The 19,550-nt window shown below is 41.8% G+C and carries 19 protein-coding genes and 3 tRNA genes; 19 read left to right on the top strand and 3 right to left on the bottom strand.

The window, feature by feature from the left end; genetic code table 11:
• Positions 1-52 precede the first annotated feature (52 nt).
• From FIB07_14580 to ftsZ, 5 genes are all read left to right on the top strand, one after another.
• The gene (locus FIB07_14580; GenBank protein NJD54078.1) at positions 53-1,954 is read left to right on the top strand and encodes a hypothetical protein; all 1,902 of its coding nucleotides are present in this window, start codon (positions 53-55) and stop codon (positions 1,952-1,954) included.
• Between the two features lie 45 nt (positions 1,955-1,999).
• Positions 2,000-2,620 (top strand): hypothetical protein, encoded by a 621-nt coding sequence (locus FIB07_14575; GenBank protein ID NJD54077.1) that lies wholly within the window; start codon positions 2,000-2,002, stop codon positions 2,618-2,620.
• 275 nt (positions 2,621-2,895) lie between these two features.
• Positions 2,896-5,853 (top strand): hypothetical protein, encoded by a 2,958-nt coding sequence (locus tag FIB07_14570; protein ID NJD54076.1) that lies wholly within the window; start codon positions 2,896-2,898, stop codon positions 5,851-5,853.
• A gap of 331 nt (positions 5,854-6,184) precedes the next feature.
• Positions 6,185-6,258: transfer RNA gene (locus FIB07_14565), tRNA-Val, on the top strand.
• Positions 6,259-6,410: 152 nt separating this feature from the next.
• Positions 6,411-7,586 (top strand): cell division protein FtsZ, encoded by a 1,176-nt coding sequence (gene ftsZ, locus FIB07_14560; protein NJD54075.1) that lies wholly within the window; start codon positions 6,411-6,413, stop codon positions 7,584-7,586.
• Positions 7,587-7,648: 62 nt separating this feature from the next.
• On the opposite strand, the gene FIB07_14555 is transcribed toward ftsZ, so the two are convergent.
• Positions 7,649-7,722 (bottom strand) — tRNA-Arg (locus tag FIB07_14555).
• A gap of 47 nt (positions 7,723-7,769) precedes the next feature.
• Between FIB07_14555 and FIB07_14550 the strand changes: the two genes are divergently transcribed.
• Both FIB07_14550 and FIB07_14545 read left to right on the top strand, forming a co-directional pair.
• Entirely contained in the window at positions 7,770-8,558 is a 789-nt protein-coding gene (locus FIB07_14550) for a hypothetical protein (GenBank protein ID NJD54074.1), read from the top strand.
• A gap of 138 nt (positions 8,559-8,696) precedes the next feature.
• On the top strand, positions 8,697-9,368 hold the full coding sequence (locus tag FIB07_14545; protein NJD54073.1) for a hypothetical protein: 672 nt from the start codon (positions 8,697-8,699) through the stop codon (positions 9,366-9,368).
• 3 nt (positions 9,369-9,371) lie between these two features.
• Here the strand turns inward: FIB07_14545 and FIB07_14540 are convergent, their stop codons facing one another.
• Complete coding sequence (locus tag FIB07_14540; GenBank protein NJD54072.1) at positions 9,372-10,664, bottom strand: hypothetical protein; 1,293 nt, start codon at positions 10,662-10,664, stop codon at positions 9,372-9,374.
• Positions 10,665-10,835: 171 nt separating this feature from the next.
• Here FIB07_14540 and FIB07_14535 point away from each other — a divergent pair, with 171 nt between their 5' ends.
• From FIB07_14535 to FIB07_14520, 4 genes are all read left to right on the top strand, one after another.
• Entirely contained in the window at positions 10,836-11,624 is a 789-nt protein-coding gene (locus tag FIB07_14535; protein ID NJD54071.1) for a hypothetical protein, read from the top strand.
• Between the two features lie 3 nt (positions 11,625-11,627).
• On the top strand, positions 11,628-12,524 hold the full coding sequence (locus FIB07_14530) for a hypothetical protein (protein NJD54070.1): 897 nt from the start codon (positions 11,628-11,630) through the stop codon (positions 12,522-12,524).
• Positions 12,525-12,530: 6 nt separating this feature from the next.
• Positions 12,531-12,785: a hypothetical protein gene (locus FIB07_14525; GenBank protein NJD54069.1), complete on the top strand. Its 255-nt coding sequence runs from the start codon at positions 12,531-12,533 to the stop codon at positions 12,783-12,785.
• A gap of 84 nt (positions 12,786-12,869) precedes the next feature.
• Positions 12,870-12,943: transfer RNA gene (locus FIB07_14520), tRNA-Phe, on the top strand.
• 75 nt (positions 12,944-13,018) lie between these two features.
• Here the strand turns inward: FIB07_14520 and FIB07_14515 are convergent.
• On the bottom strand, positions 13,019-13,252 hold the full coding sequence (locus FIB07_14515) for a hypothetical protein (GenBank protein ID NJD54068.1): 234 nt from the start codon (positions 13,250-13,252) through the stop codon (positions 13,019-13,021).
• A gap of 94 nt (positions 13,253-13,346) precedes the next feature.
• Between FIB07_14515 and FIB07_14510 the strand changes: the two genes are divergently transcribed.
• The 8 genes from FIB07_14510 to FIB07_14475 form a co-directional block, all read left to right on the top strand.
• Positions 13,347-14,366 carry a nitrogen fixation protein NifH gene (locus FIB07_14510; GenBank protein NJD54067.1) on the top strand — a complete coding sequence of 340 codons (1,020 nt, stop codon included), beginning with the start codon at positions 13,347-13,349 and terminating at the stop codon, positions 14,364-14,366.
• Between the two features lie 41 nt (positions 14,367-14,407).
• Positions 14,408-14,830, top strand: coding sequence for a hypothetical protein (locus FIB07_14505; protein NJD54066.1), 423 nt, complete (start codon positions 14,408-14,410; stop codon positions 14,828-14,830).
• Positions 14,827-15,042 carry a hypothetical protein gene (locus tag FIB07_14500; protein ID NJD54065.1) on the top strand — a complete coding sequence of 72 codons (216 nt, stop codon included), beginning with the start codon at positions 14,827-14,829 and terminating at the stop codon, positions 15,040-15,042. Before FIB07_14505 ends, FIB07_14500 begins: the two co-directional genes overlap by 4 nt.
• 5 nt (positions 15,043-15,047) lie before the next feature.
• Positions 15,048-15,263, top strand: coding sequence for a hypothetical protein (locus FIB07_14495; GenBank protein ID NJD54064.1), 216 nt, complete (start codon positions 15,048-15,050; stop codon positions 15,261-15,263).
• Complete coding sequence (locus FIB07_14490; protein ID NJD54063.1) at positions 15,182-15,484, top strand: winged helix DNA-binding domain-containing protein; 303 nt, start codon at positions 15,182-15,184, stop codon at positions 15,482-15,484. The genes FIB07_14495 and FIB07_14490 overlap by 82 nt, the downstream gene beginning before the upstream one ends.
• Positions 15,439-16,044 carry a winged helix DNA-binding domain-containing protein gene (locus tag FIB07_14485; GenBank protein NJD54062.1) on the top strand — a complete coding sequence of 202 codons (606 nt, stop codon included), beginning with the start codon at positions 15,439-15,441 and terminating at the stop codon, positions 16,042-16,044. Before FIB07_14490 ends, FIB07_14485 begins: the two co-directional genes overlap by 46 nt.
• A 324-nt stretch (positions 16,045-16,368) precedes the next feature.
• Positions 16,369-19,275, top strand: a complete 2,907-nt coding sequence (locus FIB07_14480) for a PKD domain-containing protein (GenBank protein ID NJD54061.1) — start codon at positions 16,369-16,371, stop codon at positions 19,273-19,275.
• A gap of 147 nt (positions 19,276-19,422) precedes the next feature.
• Positions 19,423-19,550, top strand: a 128-nt coding sequence (locus tag FIB07_14475) for a transposase (protein ID NJD54060.1), incomplete at its 3' end; no start/stop codon positions are given.

The following is a 19,550-nucleotide window of genomic DNA, read 5'->3' as shown; positions in this document are numbered from 1 at the left end:
GCCCATACATAAAGGAGGAGAAATAAATTTCTCCTCTACCTCCTGTTTTTAAATGAAAAAGGTTGGTGAAAAAATGTTAGCATCAATAACACAGTTTATCATGGCATTTTCAGGAATAATACTTTTAATATTTTTGTTAAGTGGACTGGTATATGTTGCAAGATATGAAGTCGGTATAACTACCAGGAAAATATTCGGAGCTAAAATGCCGCAGGGACAGGTAATTGCCAGGCATGGTGAAATCGGTATCCAGGCAGATACACTGATGCCTGGCCTCTACTGGTTTAATCCGATAATATGGAACGTTGAAAAGGAACAGGTAACTATTATTAAAGAAACCGAGATCGGGACAGTAGAATCTGTCGATGGTGAACCAATCCCTACCGGCAGGTTGCTTGGTGATGCTGTTGAGTGTAACCAGTTCCAGGATGCAAGAGCCTTCCTTGATAATAATGGTAAGAAAGGTCCTCAAATAGCACTTCTGCGCCCCGGTGTTTATCGAATAAATACGAGGGCATTTATCGTAAGCAGGAAAGAGATAACAAAGATCAATGAAGAAAAGATCGGTGTTGTGGTGGCTATGGATGGTAAACCGCTATCTCCCGAATATATAATTGCTCCCAGGCAAGAAAGCGATTCCCACAGGTTTTTCCAGGATGGCCAGGCCTTTATAAACAGTGGGGGATACAGGGGACCGCAGCTCGATACATTACAGCCTGGTGAATATTATATTAATCCCGATTTATTTGAGGTAAAACAATACGAAGTTGCAGAAGTACCTCCCGGATATGTGGCTGTCCTGCGATCCAATATCGGCCTGGAACTGGCAAAGGAACCAGAAACTCCTCCTGAAATGGATAAAAAGTTAAATTTAAGACAGGAGATCCACGAAAAAGACGAGGTTGTTCTGACTACTGACAAAAACCAGCGCGGGATATGGAGAGAACCTGTTGCGCCAGGTAAATATAACCTGAACTTTCTTGCTTTCACCCCATATTTCGTGCCGACGAGCGCTGTTACTATCGATTGGGCGGCAAGCACGGATATCCGGGCGCAGCATAAGACAGTCTCGAATTTGGAGACAACGGCCTCCTCCAGAACCCGGAGGCCGCCGCAGGAAGAGGTCCTTTCAGAAAAAGCCACGGAATTTTTTAAATTCAGCCAATTAACTTTAACGTCAAAAGACGGCTTCAAGCTCGAAGCAGATGTAAGAATGATCATCAGGGTCAGGCCCCAGCACGCATCATTCATAATCGCAAGATTCGGCTCAGTAGCCAATCTCATTGAACAGATCGTGCATCCATTGATAGACAGTTCATTCAGGAATAAGGCCGGGGAAAAGAAAGCGATAGAATTTATCCAGATGCGTACCAATCTCCAGCAAGAGGCGCTTGAGAAAGCCCGGGAAGAGTTTGAAAGATATCACGTTGAAGCACAGAACTTATTGATATCCTACATTGACGTTGATCCGACGTTGCTTAAGACACAGACCGATAAGGAGATCGCGATTCAGCAACAGGAGCAGTTCCAGGAGCAGGCAAAAGCCCAGGAAGAAAATATCGCGCTCCAGGAGAAAACTTCCCGGGCTGCAAAACAGAAAGATGTAATCGATGCCAAGTTATCAATTGAGATCGAGAAAGATAAGGCAGATGCCGCACGCAGGAGAGCAGAAGGTGTACGGGATTCCACCAAGTATGAAGCAGATGGTGAAGCATATAAGCAGCGTGAGACTGGAACCGGTCTTGCTGATGCATATGAGGCACAGGCTAAAGTCATTGGTCCTGATAAGTTAGCGCTTATTAAAGTCATCAATGAAATCTCAACAGGACAGATAAAGATCGTTCCGGATTTTCTTGTTACCGCTGATGCACAGGGAGGAAATTTATTCAACACATGGATGGCGACTATGCTGGCTGATAGATCTAAAGAAAAGATAGAGAAAGAAATGAAGTAAAATGAAATAACCAGGAGAAAAATCATCATCAATTAAAGGAAGAATATGATAGTAAATAAAATAATAATAAGAGATGAAAAAGAAACTGAAGAAATTCTGCACGAAGATCAGTCTTTCAATGGGATATCATATATATCTATCATATGGTTATTATTTATAATGTGGATGTCTCCTACAACTGGTACTGCCATTTTCTTTGTTCTTTTCTATTTTTTTATACTTTATTTTACATTTAAATCGGCTGAGAAGTTTACCTTTGACAGAGGAATAAAAAGTATTATCTTGGAGAAATTGACAGTTTCTAACAAGAAAATCAAATGGAAAGAGGCTAAGATAATAAAATTTTCAGAAATAAAGAATGTCAATGTTGAAGAATCGAATGACGGTGAGGGAACAACTTATTATACAATAAAATTAATCATGATCAGCGGAGATTCTAAAACAATTTGGAATGCTGGAACATCTGAAACCGCTAAAGAATCAGCAAAAAGGCTATGCGAGGTAATTGGTGTTGATGGAGATTATATTTACGAAAATAAAAATTCAATCCCACTTATTGGAGCATATTCCAAGCCCAATATAAGAAAATATGAGCCAGAGAGTGAAGCAACTACGAAAGATCTGCATCATCAAATATTAGGTTTAGAACAGGGATGGGAAGGATAGATTCAATATTGATGATAGAATATTTCCTCCTTGCTCAAAGGGGCAAAATGGAACTCAAAAATATCTTGGAATTGTATTCTTTATGGTAGCATCGGAAATCCATGGATAGATAAATCTGTGTTTTGTAAATCCGAATCTCAAATTAAAAACAGCTTTGTTACGCCATTTCCGTAACAAAAATCCATTTGTTCCGGTTTTCGGATAACAGATGTTATAAACTACTAATTATCATATGCAAATAACCTACTGTAAAATTCTATCTAATAGAAGTAGGTATGGGTGATATTATGGATAAGGTGGAAAATATGTTTGCAAATAAATCTTGTGGAGGGCATGCCCTCAGAATCGCGGTTGGAATAACGATGATGACAATCCTGTTGCTGGCTGGCGGCGCAGGTGCAGCAACGCTGACAGTTGATGATAGCGGCGGCGCTAATTATACGAGGATACAGGATGCGATAGATAATGCGAGCGCCGGGGACACAATATTGGTTTATAGCGGGACATATTTCGGGAATGTGAATGTAAACAAACGGCTCATCCTGCGCGGGATCGGTAGGCCTGTAGTGGACGCAAGGGGAAGCGGAAGCGCGATCACACTTGCAGCGGATGAAATTATTCTTGAGGGATTTACAGCGACCAGAGCAACGATAGGGATCTCGGTCACTTCAAACAACAACACACTCATCGGGAACAATGCCAGCTCAAACACTGGCTACTACCGCTACAGCGGCAACGGCATCTATCTGTACTCATCAAGCAATAATACGCTCATCAGGAACAATGCCAACTCGAACACCGGCACCTCTGGCAGCAACGGCATCTATCTGTACTCATCGAGAAACAACACGCTCATCGGGAACAATGCCAGCTCGAACACCGGCTACCGCCTCTACAGTGGCCACGGCATCTATCTGGACTATTCCAGCAATAATACGCTCATCGGGAACAATGCCAGCTTGAACACCGGCCCCGGTATCTCTCTTGACTCATCCAGCAACAACAGGATATACAACAATATTTTTAACAATACTAACAATGTTCAATTCTATGACCCAAATATTAATTCATGGAACACCACCCTGCAATTCAGCCCCAACATCATCGGTGGTCCAACCCTTGGCGGCAACTTCTGGGCTTATCCGAACGGCACAGGCTTCAGCCAGACCTGTTCTGATAATGATAAAGATGGGATATGTGATTCACCTTATACGCTTGATAGTAACAATATCGACTCCCTGCCGCTTGCATTGCATGCAGCGCCATCAGCTGGCGTTCCTGATATAAGCAGCTTCTCTCCAACGACTTCAACAGTGACAAATAATGTGGGTGAATCAAGAACATTCAGCATTACAACAAATCAGACCGTGAATGTAAGCTGGTTCATCAACGGAACGGAGGCATTAAACGAGATTGGCGTGACCACATCATCCTATACCAACTCCAGCGCAGCGTTGGGCACATGGAATGTAACTGCAATTGCAAGCAATGCAAAAGGCAGTGCCATGCAGACATGGGATTGGATAGTGACATCTGTTCCAACTACTAACTCTGTTCACAATATCAACAAGGGCACAGATTATACTTCAATCCAACCCGCTATCAACGATGCCAACCTCGGCGATGAGATACATGTAGACAGTGGCACTTATTTTGAGAATATAGTTGTAGATAAATCACTAACAATTCAAGGAGAGAGTAGAGATACTACCATTATTCATGCATTTAATTCAGACGAACCTGTCTTTAGGGTCACTGCTGATTATGTGAATATCAGTGGGTTCAAAGCAGAGGGGGCGACAAATTTTGGGTTAGCAAGTGGAGGTATAGCAGGTATCCAACTTTACCGTGGAAGTGATTATTCCAACATCTTAAACAACAATGTCACAAACAACAGTTTCGGGATTGTTCTCTGGGAATCAAAAAACAATAACATAAGTAACAATATTGCCAACTTAAATATATTTGATGGAATCAATCTATATTACTTTAGTAATAATAATACCCTATCTAACAATATTGCAGAATCAAATAAAGAACATGGAATTTCCCTCACAGTTAACAGTTACAGCAATATCTTATCTGGCAATATCGCTGGTTCAAACAAATATAGTGGCATCGCCTTTTATTATTCCAATGCTAATACATTATATAATAATATTGTCTCAAACAATATGGATGGAATATCCCTCTCCGTTTCCAATAGCAACATCATCTACAATAATTACTTCAACAACACCAACAATTTTCTCAGTTATATCAGTACCCCATTCTCCAATAACACATGGAACACCACAAAAACCCAAGGCACTAACATCATCGGTGGCTCATATCTTGGCGGCAACTTCTGGGCCAACCCGAATGGCACAGGCTTCAGCCAGACCTGTTCAGATAGTGATAAAGATGGGATATGCAACTCGCTTTATATACTTGATAGTAACAATACTGACCTCCTTCCGCTTGCGTCACCATCCCTTATCGCAGGCATTATCTCAGGATACAAGATCAACGATACCAACGGCAACGGAAAATGGGATGCAGGCGAAGCAGGAATTCAGGGCTGGAATATCACTCTAAAGAATGTCACAACAGGCAAAATAATAGCCAGTAACTTGACAGATAATAATGGGTTCTACATATTCGCAAACCTTGCAAATGGCATCTATAATGTAACTGAGGAAATCAGGACAGGATTTATTCCTACGAACGCCACTTTCAAACTGGTCAACGTAGCGGGTCAGAATGTTATGAACCTGAACTTCACGAATCAGCCTCCTGGGTCTAATCTTATCCAGAATCCGGGTTTTGAATCTGGAACATCTCCATGGCTATTCTATACGAACGGAACCGGAAAATTCACCGCAACGCCCCCGGGATATGAAGGATCAAAATCTGCAAACATTGTTCTATACACTGGTGGTACGAACATCCAGCTATACCAGAAAGGTATATCACTGGAACCAAAAACCCGGTATCGGTTAAGTTTTGCAGCATACTCGACGAGAGGACATGACCTGAAAGTAGCATTAATTAAACATATTTCACCGTATACTGTTTACGGTCTGTACCAGACCTTCAATCTTAGCGTGAGCTGGCAGGAATTCTCAACTGAATTTACCACATCTGGCTTCAGTGCTACGGTAAACGATGGACGATTAATGTTCTTCCTTGCACCGTATGCAAAAGCAGGGGATACATACTATATTGATTATGTCCGGCTGGAGAAAATCTAATGAGGAAATAAAGAAGTGCCGGATGGTCTCCAGCACTTTAATTTTTGATTGAGCTAAAACAATGTCATATAATTTTTACACAGTTCTCTTTTCTATTACTCATTATAAGATCAAGGGTTTCTTGCTGTTTGATACTCAAAGTGACAAAGATTTTGCTGCCACGCGTTTCGTTCCCTGCGCCTTGCAATTATACTATCAGTAAACTTACAGCACGTTATCGTAAGTTATATTTACCTCAAGGTCTTATGGAGGTCACTCCCCCTAATATAAAATTGAGAACTAACTACAATCTTAAAAGTTAATAACAATAATTCACAAAAGGGAAGAAACCGGGCTCGTGGTCTAGCTGGTTATGACGTCGCCTTGACATGGCGGAGATCCGGAGTTCGAATCTCCGCGGGCCCATATTAAAACATATTTTTCTGCTATTATCAGTTATCTTATGCTATTATCAGTTATCTTATCCTTATGATTGTTATGAAATTCATTGAAAAAGCATATATACTAAAATAACAATATAAATAGATAGCCATTCTTTCGAAGGAGGCTTTTAAAATATGGTTACAGATCTAAAAGAGTTTGCAAAAGCAGCAAAACCATCAGTTGCCGTCGTAGGCTTGGGTGGTGCAGGCTGTAATATTACTACATGGATTGCAGAAAAAGGTATTACAGGCGGACGGATAATTGCAGCAAATACCGATGTCAATCATCTTTACGTTCAAAAAGCTGATAAAGTGATATTACTCGGGGAGAAAATATGCAAGGGTCACGGCTGCGGTGGCTACCCGGAAATGGGTGCGCAGGCCACAAGAGAGAACATTGATGAACTAAGAACCGAACTTGATGGAACAAATCTTGTATTCCTGGTCGCCGGGTTGGGTGGCGGAACAGGAACCGGCGCAATACCGGTTGTTGCAGAACTAACCCGCTCCGTTAACGCACTTACCATCGGCTGTGTCACAATCCCATTTACAATTGAAATGTCAAGAAGGGAGAAAGCAAGAGAAGCAATAAAACTGCTTGCAGAATCCTGTGACTCTGTAGTAATTATTGATAACTCAAAATTAAGGGAAGTTGCAGGAAACCTGCCTTTAAAAGAAGCCCTTAATGTTGCCAATGCACTCGTTGGTGCATTCGTAAAGAATCTTACTGATACTATCACCCAGCCAAGCCTTGTGAACCTTGACTATGCGGACCTTCGCGCTGTAATGGAACGCGGCGGTATCTCTTCGATAGGTATTGGTGAGGGGGATGGTAACGAGAGAGTTATTAAAGCTGTTTCACAGGCCATCAGTACACCACTGCTTGACGTTACAAATATTTCCGATTGTTATGGTGTGCTTATCCATATTGTGGGAGGCGAAGACCTGACACTGGAAGAAGTTGCGGTCACAGGTGAATTGATAATGGATAAAGTGCCAAATACCAAGAGAATCATCTGGGGCGCAAAAGTAGATAACAGCCTTACAGGAAAAGTTCGTGTTATGGCAGTATTAACTGGTGTTCAAAGCCCGTTCATATCAGGCTCTGTGGAAGAAAAAGTCAAAGAGCCTGAACCAGAGCCAGTGCCTGAACCCGTGGCAAAGCCAGAGCCGCCAAAACCAAGGCCTGCACCAAGGATTGAGGCGCCAAGGCCACAGCCGAAGGTTGAAGAAGAAAAGAGCAGTAATTATGTCTGGTATGCAATAATACTATTAATAATACTGATCCTGGTCTGGTACTTGTTACAATAAACCATTTCCGGCTTATAACCGGAAATTCTTTTATATTTTTTTATCAGGTATGATAAAATTAACGGACTCGCCGCGATTCGAACGCGGGTCTGCGGGTTCGAAGCCCGCCAGGATATCCTGGCTACCCCACGAGTCCATGTGGCAACGGGTTTTATAGTTAATCCGGTAATTAAATGTTCTTGTATGGTAATAACCCTGCTCTCAGATTTCGGGGATGTATATCCGGCATCCATGAAAGGTGTAATACTCGGCATTGATCCTGGTGCAAACATTGTGGACATCACACATTCAATCCCCCGCCATGATATACGCGCCGCAGCACTCATATTAATGACTTCTGCGAGATACTTCCCGTCGGGGACTGTCCATATAGCAGTAGTAGACCCTGGTGTCGGGACAAAAAGGCGTGCAATTGCAATCAAGGCTATATCCCGGGACGATGATGGTAAAATCCATTATTTTATCGGGCCAGACAACGGTCTTCTTATTCCGGCTGCAAAGAGCATTGGAACGTTCGAAGTATATGAGATTTCAAATAAGACCTTATTTCAAAAAAACATATCCTGCACTTTTCATGGCAGGGACATCTTTGCACCGGCAGGCGCATATATTTCAAAAGGATCAAAAATTGAAGATGCAGGCAGATGTATCTTTGATTTTAAGGAACTTGATTTCGGGGAAGGGAAAAAAATGAATGGCTCCATCCATGGCAAAGTCATATATATAGACTCATTCGGGAATATTATCACGAATATCATGAATATCCCCGGGGAACCGGATTTTCGATCCGGGGATGAGTTATGGATCGGAGAAAGAAGGTTAACATTTGGCAGTTCATATGGATTTTGCAAAGAAGGCGACCCTCTGGTATTGATAGGCAGCCACGGGTTTCTTGAGATAGCAGTGAACATGGGGAATGCAGCGAAAATGTTCGGTATGAAGCAGGGAGATGAAGTAATAATTTCGACTTAAATTTATGTTTTTCGTGAATTTTTGGGGTAAGTTATAAATACTATTAGCTATTATTATCATTATCATAAGAATCATAGGGCAATATCAAGATTTTACGCTTTATGAACTTGCAAAAATCCAATCCAAAAGGTGGAAAATATGCTAAGAAAAAATGTCTCAATCAGCGATACCCATTTGAAAATGCTCGACCCATTGCTTAAGAAACACCAGGGTAATTTATCTGCAGCAATGAGAGATATTATTGATTTCACTGGATTTGTTACTGAAAATATGGGAAGCCTGGAGACTGCCAAAGATCTATTTAAAGAAAAAAATCACGCGATGGAACAGACACGGAACCGCATTTACGGAATAACAATTCCCCTGACAATGTTCAGGTGGCTTTTAAGTAACAGGAAAAGCAGTTTACCCCCTCTGAATGAAGCAATTCAATTGTTTTCACAACAAAATATCAATAGTTACGATATCAATACCCTTAACAAGGTAATAAATGAAGAGATTTCATTCCTCAACTGGCCTATTTCCGTGAATATAGGAAGCGAAAATAGCCAGATATCAATCCAGATAACGGGTATAGATCCTGAAATAAACAGTTTCTATGCAAAATTAATAACAATGTATCTCTCTAATAATAAGAATCCCCAGAAAATAAACAAACTGTTGAATTATCCGGCATCTATATATATGTTATTCGGAAGTGTTTCCACCCAGGAAGAGGCACTAAAATCTATGTATGAAGCTTTTGGGGAAAATGGCCGGAATAAAACACCCCCGGAAAACGATATGATTTTAATAGAAGCATTATCATAACTCCTATTTTTTTAGTCTGGTTATCCAATAAATAAAAGCAATAGTTATAAAAAAGAGCATTGCAACTAATATAATATTATAAGATACAGGGTTTTTAACAGTATCTTTTGTAATTTCGGCGGTCTTCTCTGGTGATGGGCTGGAAGTAACTGTTTGCACAGGTGTTGCCTGTGGGCGGTATATTACCTCAATACTTTTAGTAATATTATTCCCATTCATATCCCATGCAGTTATAGTGATATTATTAGTCCCTTCCCGGAGCCTGACCGTTTGATCCCATACCATTGTCCCGGAAAAATTTCCATTTACCAGGACTTCTTTAATACCATTTTTATCAGAAGCAGTACCTGAGATGTTAATTACCTGGCTTGAAAATATTTCGCCCTGCTTCGGACTGTCAATTATTATCTGTGGAGGAATGGTATCAGGAACTTTGAAAATATGCCATGTGTCACCCGATGCAGCATAGATGTAATCACCCGATGGATGGATTGCAATAGCAGCTCTATCTTTTATTTCATTTATAAAAAATGTGTCAGTATTATTTGGTGCATAAGGGTTGCTGACATTTAGCAGGTTATATTCGGATGTACCATCAGCCCTGGCAAGATAAATATCATTTCCTCGTATAGCTATATCATATACATTTTTCCCAAGGGAATGAAAGACTTCCTCTGGATTTCCCGGATCAGATACATCAACAATATAAAATCCGATTCTTTTTTCCGCACTTAAAAAAACATAATTCCCTGAAACTTCAATTGAGATCCCTGCCCATCCTTGAAGAGTTCCACTAATATTGGATTTTAATATGTAGAACATTCCGGCAAGTTCCGGATTTGCCTGATTGTTCAAATTAAAAATAAGTAATCCGGTATTTGTATCAGCTATATACATATATTTTTCAGTTACTGCAACATCATTTGCATTGTCCAGGTAGCTGATCTGTTGTAATTTTTTTGGATATTCAGGATCACTGATATTGAGTACATTAATCCAGCCCGGCCCCGATGCCATATAAAGACGCTCTCCCAGGATAGATATCCCATAAACCTTATCAAAATCTGTAATTTTATTAATTAGCCCTGGCTTTTCAGGATTACTTACGTTATATACCAGGAGAGAGTTTCCATCAGCAATGAACATGTAATCATTATAGAATTCGGCACCGTAGGGTTCGGATGTTGTGAAAGTGCCAACCTCTATCAGGTTTTTCAGGGGTTCACATTGCGCCGGACCAGCGATTAAACCCAATACCAGAATAAATAAAATAAAGCTTCTGATCAAAACTCTCACAATTATGTTATAGAGGCCCTTAATATTTATATTTTTCCGGAATTTACCGCTGCCGGTAATGGAGAGCAATTTTGGGGGAAATCTATATATAGTTAAAAATGAATTTATATGATTAGGTATGATTATAAATAGTTAAAGATGTGAATAAATAGTTTAACATCAGGTGATATCGTGAAAAAAACATTAATTTATATACTATTCGTTTTAGCCGTCCTTTTATCAGGATGCGTATCGACAGTAGCTCCAGTTGACCCATCGGACATAACAGTAAGTGTTGCTCCTATCCAGATAAAAGAGTTCCAGGAAAAAGAAATATCAGTGAATGTTATGAACAATGCTACGTCACCGATCGATTCTGTTTCTGTAAAGTCACTTGAGCCTTTCACAGTTCTCTCTGGCGGAAATGTAAATATCCCTGCGAGGGATGATCAGCCGTCCCCTGTCCTCTTATCTGCAAAAATCCAGGCGCCAGGTTTCAAAGATGTTGTAAATACATCTACGCTTACAATTTCCTACCAGTCAGGAAAGGATTCAAAAGGAAATCTCATAACTAATACGAAATCAGTTCCTGTGAATACTGTAGTTCTTCCTGATGCAAAACTTCAGTTCGTCGGCTTTGTTAAGGACATTAACAGCATATCAGAGGCTGAAGTTACTTCATGGGAAGCAAATAAAGGAGATAACCTGACTATAACCTTTTCAATTAAGAATGATGGCAGGTCAGTAATAGATGAGAATACCCTGAAAGTAGTCGCGGATGTTGATAATAAGAGAATGGGAACAAATAATTCAATCACAATCGGGAATGCAATGGCAAAAGGAGGAACATCCAATACACTACCACTTCAAATCCAGGTATTGAAAAATGCACCCAATGGGGAGACAGATGTATTTGTTACTCTTATGATGGGTGATAAAATCATTGATTCAAAGACAATAAAACTCAAGGTAAGACTATAAGATATGAAATTGAAGGTTTTTTTAATTTTTATTCTTATTCTTATTGCGGTAGCCCTTAGCGGGTGCATGAGGGAATACGGTAACGTCTATATAATTTCAACTGATGTTATGTATTCACAGGGAGAAGACGGAACAAAACTCACTGTGACCCCGTATATCAGGAATGACCAGGATACCGATACCGGTTCACTTACAGTGAAAATAAAAATAAGGGAACCTTCAACAAATTTAATAGTTGCAGAAAAAGATTCGGACATAGGTTATATTAAAAGTCAGTCTTCTTCGTCCAACAGCATATCACTCAATGTTCCGAATCCGGGCGAATATGCAGTTGCAGTTCAGGTATTTGAAGGAAGCAAGCTTTTAACTCCTGAACATGTTGCTCCAGTTGTTGTCAAGGCAAAACCTGCACCAGGTGAGCCATCTGATATCAAACTTATTGATATGAATATTGTCGTAACAAAACTTCTAAATGACGCGTCAATGGCTGTAGTGGAGGTTTCACCCGGATTATATAATCAGGGAGGAGATTCAAACCCATTGACCCTTGAAGTGACAGCCCAGGTAGACCCTTACAATACATATATCCAGAGTGATACGATAAACATAATAAAAAGCGAGGGCAGATCCAGGGGCAAGGTAACATTCACCATTCCCAGGAATAAGGAATATAGTTTTTCCGTTAAAGTCCTGGAAAACGGAAGAACTGTTGCTCAGGCTAACCTGGCTGACAAAATAAAACTGAATACGTTGAAATATAACGAACCGGTAACCGATGTTCTTGTGGAAGAAGGGAAACCAAAACCTGTACAAACGCCCCAAGAACCCGGGTTCCTCGCTGCTTCTGCACTGATCGGTGTATTGCTTGTATATCAAATAATTATCCGGCGCAGGAGATGAAATAAAATGGAAGGGGAACAAAAGGAACAAAAACGTGAAGAACAGATAGAAGATAACAGTTTCAAAAAGCTGATCAACATTGCAGTGGTTATCATGCTGGTGGGACTGATCTTTATAGCAATTTATACATTTTTTTTCAATATGCAGGAAGCAATTTCCACGTTATTTGATTATCGTTATGTAGCCCTGATCAGATCGATTTTCAGCCTCGTAGTGATCGGTATCGGGGTCTATCTTGTGAAAATGTTCCTGTCCCGATAATCGAAACCTATTTCTATGGTTAAACATATTGTGAGCGTCGCTGACAAAGGTTTGATATACGATGTCGGCAATTAGCACCTGTGTGCCCAGATAGCTCAGCCTGGGAGAGCGCTGCGCTGAAGACGCAGATGTCCCCGGTTCAAGTCCGGGTCTGGGCATTCAATTACCTTGAAAGAGATATCGAATGCCTTTTTATTTCTCAACGGATAAAAGAAAGTCATTTCTTAACCTTTTTATGTATCGATCACTTCTTCCTGAATATCTTTTCCATTTATTCTAATACTTGGAGAACCTAAAAATTCAAATTTCTCCGCCTTTTCATCAGAATCAATTAGAATTTCCTCTTCTCCGGCTTCAACTCCAAGTTCTTCAAGGTTCAGTGATAGATAAAGATAGTTCAGTGGAGCATCTTGCGTTTCCAGTATTACACTTCCAAAAAGCAGGTTGATGCCGGTCATAGGACTCATGGATCCCTTGCCAGCGGTATGAGTGCAATTTTATTGTTATTATACATAGCGGACCGATCCTTTTATAGATAGTTCGTCATAATTACTCTTAAAGATGCCGAGGAAACAAGACAACTGGAGATCGGTGCTGAATGCGGATCCCACAGACTGGCTGCTGGAAAAAGATGATCCCTCTGTCAGATATTTTGCCCTGGCCAACCTCCTTGAGGTGCCTGAAGACAGTGTGGAAGTGAGGCAGGCAAAAGCTGAAATCATGGAAACAGGTGTGGTTCCCCGGATATTATCCCTTCAGGAGGATGGGGGTTATTGGGGAAAGCCACAGGATTTCTATGAGCACTCAAAATACAAGGGAACCGTGTGGCAGTTCATCATCCTTGCTGAACTAGCCGCAGACGGGAACGATGAGCGCATAAGGAAAGCCTGCGAGTTCATCCTCCAGTATTCACAGGACAGGGAAAGCGGCGGATTCTCGTATCTGGGCGGAAAAGACGGAGGCGAGCACGCCAATGTAGTGCCCTGCCTGACCGGGAACATGGTCTGGTGCCTGCTGAGGTTCGGATGTCTTGAGGATAGAAGAGTTCAGCAGGGGATAGACTGGATCGTCAAATATACGCGGTTTGACGATCGGATCAGGGAGGCACCAAAAGGCTGGCCTTATGAAAAAAGGCAGCGCTGCTGGAGAAGGCATAGCTGCCACATGGGTGTTGTAAAGGCGCTGAAGGCGCTGGCCGGGATCCCTTCTGGTAGAAGATCTTCCGATATAAAAGAAACAATGGGAAAAGGTGCAGAATACCTGCTCAAACACCACATCTTCAAAAGAAGCCATAACATTCAACGCGTATCTATCCCTGCATGGCTTGAGTTCGGTTTTCCCCTGATGTACAACACCGATGTTCTGGAAGTACTGGGGATACTAACAAAACTGGGATGCAGGGACAGGAGGATGCAGGAAGCCGTGGGGCTTATACTTTCCAAGCAGGATGAAAAGGGCAGATGGAAGCTTGAAAGCACTTTCAATGGGCGCTTTCTTGTTAATATAGAACAGAAAGGAAAGCCGAGTAAATGGATTACATTACATGCTCTCATGGCTTTAAAAAGGATCTATGCAGTGTAAAATTGAAATATTTATATAGCCGTGGTGGAAAATATCCATCTATGTCATACAAACCCTATAAACCCGGGAAAGCTCTTTTGTATTCAGTGCTGATCTGGCTCATCGGATTCTTCTGGGGAACACTTGTGTTCATGACGCCGGCGTTAATGGACCTGCAGAGCATTCCGTATATTTCGAAATATCCTGCGATCAGCTTCCCGCTCATAGCGGCATATTTTATTATAGGCTGCCTTCTTGCCAGAGACTATCTTGGGGGTACGGATAAGAAGGCAGCAGAAGGTTTGAGATTTGGTGTCTTAATCTTTCTTGTCAACTTCATCCTGGATGTCCTGATATATTTCATCCTCTTCAATAGCAAGGATTACTTTGCTTACTTCTCAATCTGGTTCTCCTATATTATGTTTATAGCTTATCCATGGCTTATCGGGCTGTGGTTTGAGAGAAAGAAGGGAACCCAAAGATGATCTTCAAGTACCCCGAGATCGGCGTCTGCGGGCTTTCGTGCAGGCTGTGCCCCAGGTACCAGAGCGAGGGAGAAAGCAGGTGCTTCGGGTGCAAGACAGAATCCAGGATGGGCGCAGGGGCAATGGATATTAAAGGCAGATCGAAAAAACTCCACTCTATTCTCGATAAGATCGCAGCGCAGAGAGGATATAATTTGAAACTGAGAAAATGAACAGCATGAACATGGACAGGATCAACCGGTTCGTCCTAAAGAAACAGCACCTCGCAGATGATTCGAAGATCGATGATATTGTGCAGGTAGTCAGAGATATCGGGGGTCTCCATGCACAGGTCCCTCAAACACCTTACTTATCCTTTTTGCACGGGCCAGAAATTTTACAAAAGAAGATCTGGATTCAGAACTCTACAGTAAAAAGAATCTCGGCAGGATAAAGTGCATACGAAGCACCCTGTATATCCTCCCGAAAGATATGATCCCGGAAGAATTTGCTGCAACACGGAAAATGGTTAACTCATCTTCCGGAAGTTATGCTAAACGATTCGGGATTACCAGGGAAAAATATGAAAAAATATCCCGAAAAATAGTTGATGTTGTTCATGGCAGGGGATTGACAACAAAGGAAATAATAAAAGAACTGGGAAAAGGATCGTAAAAAAGTATCTTGCGTCCTTCGCGCCTGCATTTGAAAATGATATTGCATGGTGGACGGGATTTCCAAAAGGGGAGGTAAGAAAGATACTGGAAGAACTCGATAGCAGCATAATCCGAATTGAGGTCCCGGATTCGGACGGAACTTACATAATGCTGTGCTCTGATAAAGAACAGATGAAGGCAACAGGGCTTCCGAAAAAGAAAAACGTGAACCTGCTGCCAGTCCTGGACCCGTACATAATGGGCTATAAGGAAAGGGAAAGGTATCTTGACCCTGAGTACTATGACAATGTCTTTGATTTCAATGGAAATGCCGCACCAACGATATTGACCGATGGGAGGGTAGTCGGGGTCTGGGATTTTATGGATGATGCAAAACCGCTTGTCAGGGTATTTTTCTTTGAGGGTGTCAAAAGGGATGCGTTGAAGGAGATACATGTGAAGGCTCTGGGGATGGGGAAGTTCATATCAGGTAAAGAGGTGCAGATAAAAAAATGCGATTCCATGGTTCCCCTGACGCGCAGGACCGCAGGAGGGTATATGTCGCCTCTGAAGGAGTGATATTGTCTTTAATCTATTTCTGTTTAAGTCAGTTCAAGAGAGTCAGGTCCCTCTGGCATCCTTCAGTACACAAGTTCGCCAGTTATGCGTGGAACATTTATATCCATCCAAAACGTACTTAATTCGTGTATTCAAAGGATAAGAGGGCAATAGGTTACGCTATGGGAACGGATCCCAAATACATTTTCGTTCATATGTTACTACTTCTCACTGGTTCCATTTACATGAAACCCATGCTAAAGATAAAAAAAATGACCGCCTCCGGAATCATATTCTTTTCTGGAATGCTGTTGTTCATAGTATTTTTGAGAAAGAAGTGAGACGATGAATAAGTACACCAGGATCTTATTTGCATTGATTCTTCTGGGTGATCTGGTAAACTCATCCAGGACCGCCCTTGCAGAATCGAGGGAACCATTCCCTGATGAGGAATGGAACAGGACTTACAGCGTTGGAGAAATATACGAAACTCAGTGTATCCAGAAGACCTCTGAGGGTGGGTACATTATTATTGGTACTTTGAGTAAATCTTCAAATGATGGAAGGCATCCTGAAGATTACCTTCTGGTAAAAACCGACCCAACGGGTAAAGAGCAGTGGAGAAGGAAATTCATAGAAGAGGACGAATCCCGGGCGGGTTATGCGATGAATATCATGCAGACCACTGACCTTGGATACCTCATTGCCGGGAGCACAGCAAATTTCACAACTGGCTCTTTGAATATCTGGATCAGTAAGTTAGACGCAGAAGGAAAGGAAGAATGGAAAAAGAACTTACAGGAAAATAGATCGGCCAGGCAGTTTTTCGGAGGGAATAAGATCATGGATCGTTATGATGAGACTTACAGATCTGTTAGGGAAGCCCCTGATGGCGGCTTCCTGATTCTTGGAAAGACCGATAATTGCCAGAATTGCTCGATTCAAATGGAGCGCCCCATGGATATCTGGCTTGTGAAGACTGATCTGAATGGCAATGAGGAATGGAACAGGACCCTTGGGAGAACAGACCATTCTGCTTATTCTTTCATAATGACACCTGATGGGGGATTAGTCCTTGCAGGCGTGTATGGTCCTGATACTACATGGTTTGAAAAATCAGACCAGAATGGAAATGAATTGTGGAACAGGACATACGAAGGAATAGGGGGTGGATCGGTCGTTGTCCAGAGGGCATCCGATGGCGGCTATGCGGTAGCGATCGCAGGCACTTCGGAATCGCAAATAAGGCTTATAAAGACCGATACGAATGGATTCAAACAATGGGAAAAGACATATATGGATACTTCATTCCATGATTTCCAGCATACACAGGATGGCGGCTTTCTTTTGTGGCGATCGGCATGGGCTGACAACAGGCTGCTGAAAATAGACCGGGACGGCAATGAGCAGTGGAGAAAAAATCTGGATGATCTTGCTGTTTCATATGTGGAACAAACAAGGGAAGGGGATTACCTGCTTGCAGCAACAAAATTCTCAGAGGATGTAATTCTGGGCTACACCGTTAGAAAACTTGACTATACTGGAAATAAACTATGGGAGAAAATATTTGGAAATGAATTTTTCGGATCACCCCCTGTAGGGAAAAAAACGATTGCACAGACCGATGATGGATATGTCTTAATGGGAAGCGGAAGCAACAGCCTCAATATAAAGTTGAAAAAATTCAAGAACAGGGATATTCCATTTGCTGTATTCACATATGAACCTGAATATCCCGGAGTGAACCAGACTGTAACATTTGATGCTTCGGTGAGCAATGACCCTAAAGGGAATATTACTAATTACAGATGGGATTTCGGAGACGGGAACACAACAATCACAAGCGCCAAGAAAATTTCTCATTCATACAACAGGATCGGGGAAATGACAGTGAGACTGACCGTAATTAATAACAGCGGGGGAGTGAACTCCACATGGAAAAAAGTGTTTGTCCAGAAATTGGCTGCGCCTTTTGAGATATTGAATGTGTCTTTCGGGAATTATTCCGACGCAAAATATGCGGAAGAGACTTCTGATGGGGGATTTATCATTGCGGGGAGGAACGACTCGATCTATGAAGGATGGCTTGTAAAGACTGATCCGGATGGAAAAGAGGAGTGGAACTGGACATTTAACGGAAATGAATTAAAATCCGTAATCCAGACAGAGGATGGAGGTTTCATGGCTGCCGGGGACAACATGTCAGATATCAAGCTTGTTAAAATAGATCAAAAAGGGAAGGAGCAGTGGTACAGGACATTCAAAGATAAATTAATTGGACCAAATCTGGGATTTGGGCTGGTATTCGGAGAAAACGGCACTGTCGCACAGACGCATGAAGGCGGTTATGTCGTGGCCGGGATCAATAAATGGGCCGCTGGTGATAATATGGACGCCTGGCTTGCGAAAACCGATCCAGAAGGAAACTATAGCTGGAGCAGGATATTAAAAGGTAACAGGACAGGGCAAAATATTTTATCAAGTGTTCAAGAGACCTCTGACGGAGGTTACATTGTGACCGGGACATGGTGGAATCCGTATGGTGGTCTTGATCCTGATGCAATTCTTATAAAAACCGATCAAAAAGGTAATGAAAAGTGGGCATGTACGCGAATTATATCTCTCAATGATCATGCCGGCCCAGGTCTTCAAACTTCAGATGGAGGTTTTGTAATGATGGGTACTTCAAGCTACCTGAATCAGTCCAATTGGACTTCTTACTGGACAAATTACACAGGTCCACAGTGGAACACAGATATATGGCTCATGAAAACCGATGCGAAGGGAAATGAACAGTGGAGAAAGGGCAACAGAGTAAAGGGCCTGGCATATGAAGCATCTTTATCCGCGACAGAGGATGGCGGTTACATCTATTCTGTAATGGTGCAAGAACGTCCTGAGAATGATTATGAGAAGACTGATGTCTACCGCGAAATCTACAGTGCAAAGTTCGTTAAACTAGATTCTGATGGGAACATTGAGTGGCAGAAAAGAGACGAGGGATATTCTATCAAACCAACCTCGGACGGTGGTTATGTGACTGCGAGGGGATCATCGCTTGTCAAATTCGGATGGGTCAAGTCTGAAGGTTCGTTGGGTGAAATAATACCAGACGAAACATCAGCGAACCCGAATGAAACTCCAATTGCAATCCCAACCAGATCCTCCCCTGAAAAAGCGGCAGGATTTGAGGCAGTTCTGTCAATAACAATGCTTCTGGCTGTATATACAGCCAGGCGGAAGAGTAGGTAAACAGAAGGAGAATACTTTGTGCGGGGTCAAGGGTTAGAGATCGCCAAATGCCTTCAGGCTTGGGCTGAAACGTACCCCCTGGAATAGATTAGTTTCATCCCACTCTATCATAAGCGATATATAATCTAAAAATAATGTCGATACGGCATGAAAAAGACATATCAATTCAGAATATGCCCTAATATGAATCAGGAGGTTATTTTGAATAGAACGCTTGGAACATGCAGGTATCTCTATAATAATGCTCTCGCAGAACGAAAGAAACAAGCAGAGCT

This window comes from Candidatus Methanoperedens sp. (assembly GCA_012026795.1).
In the GTDB taxonomy this organism is placed as follows: Archaea; Halobacteriota; Methanosarcinia; order Methanosarcinales; family Methanoperedenaceae; genus Methanoperedens.
This window is presented reverse-complemented; position numbering and strand designations above follow the sequence as displayed.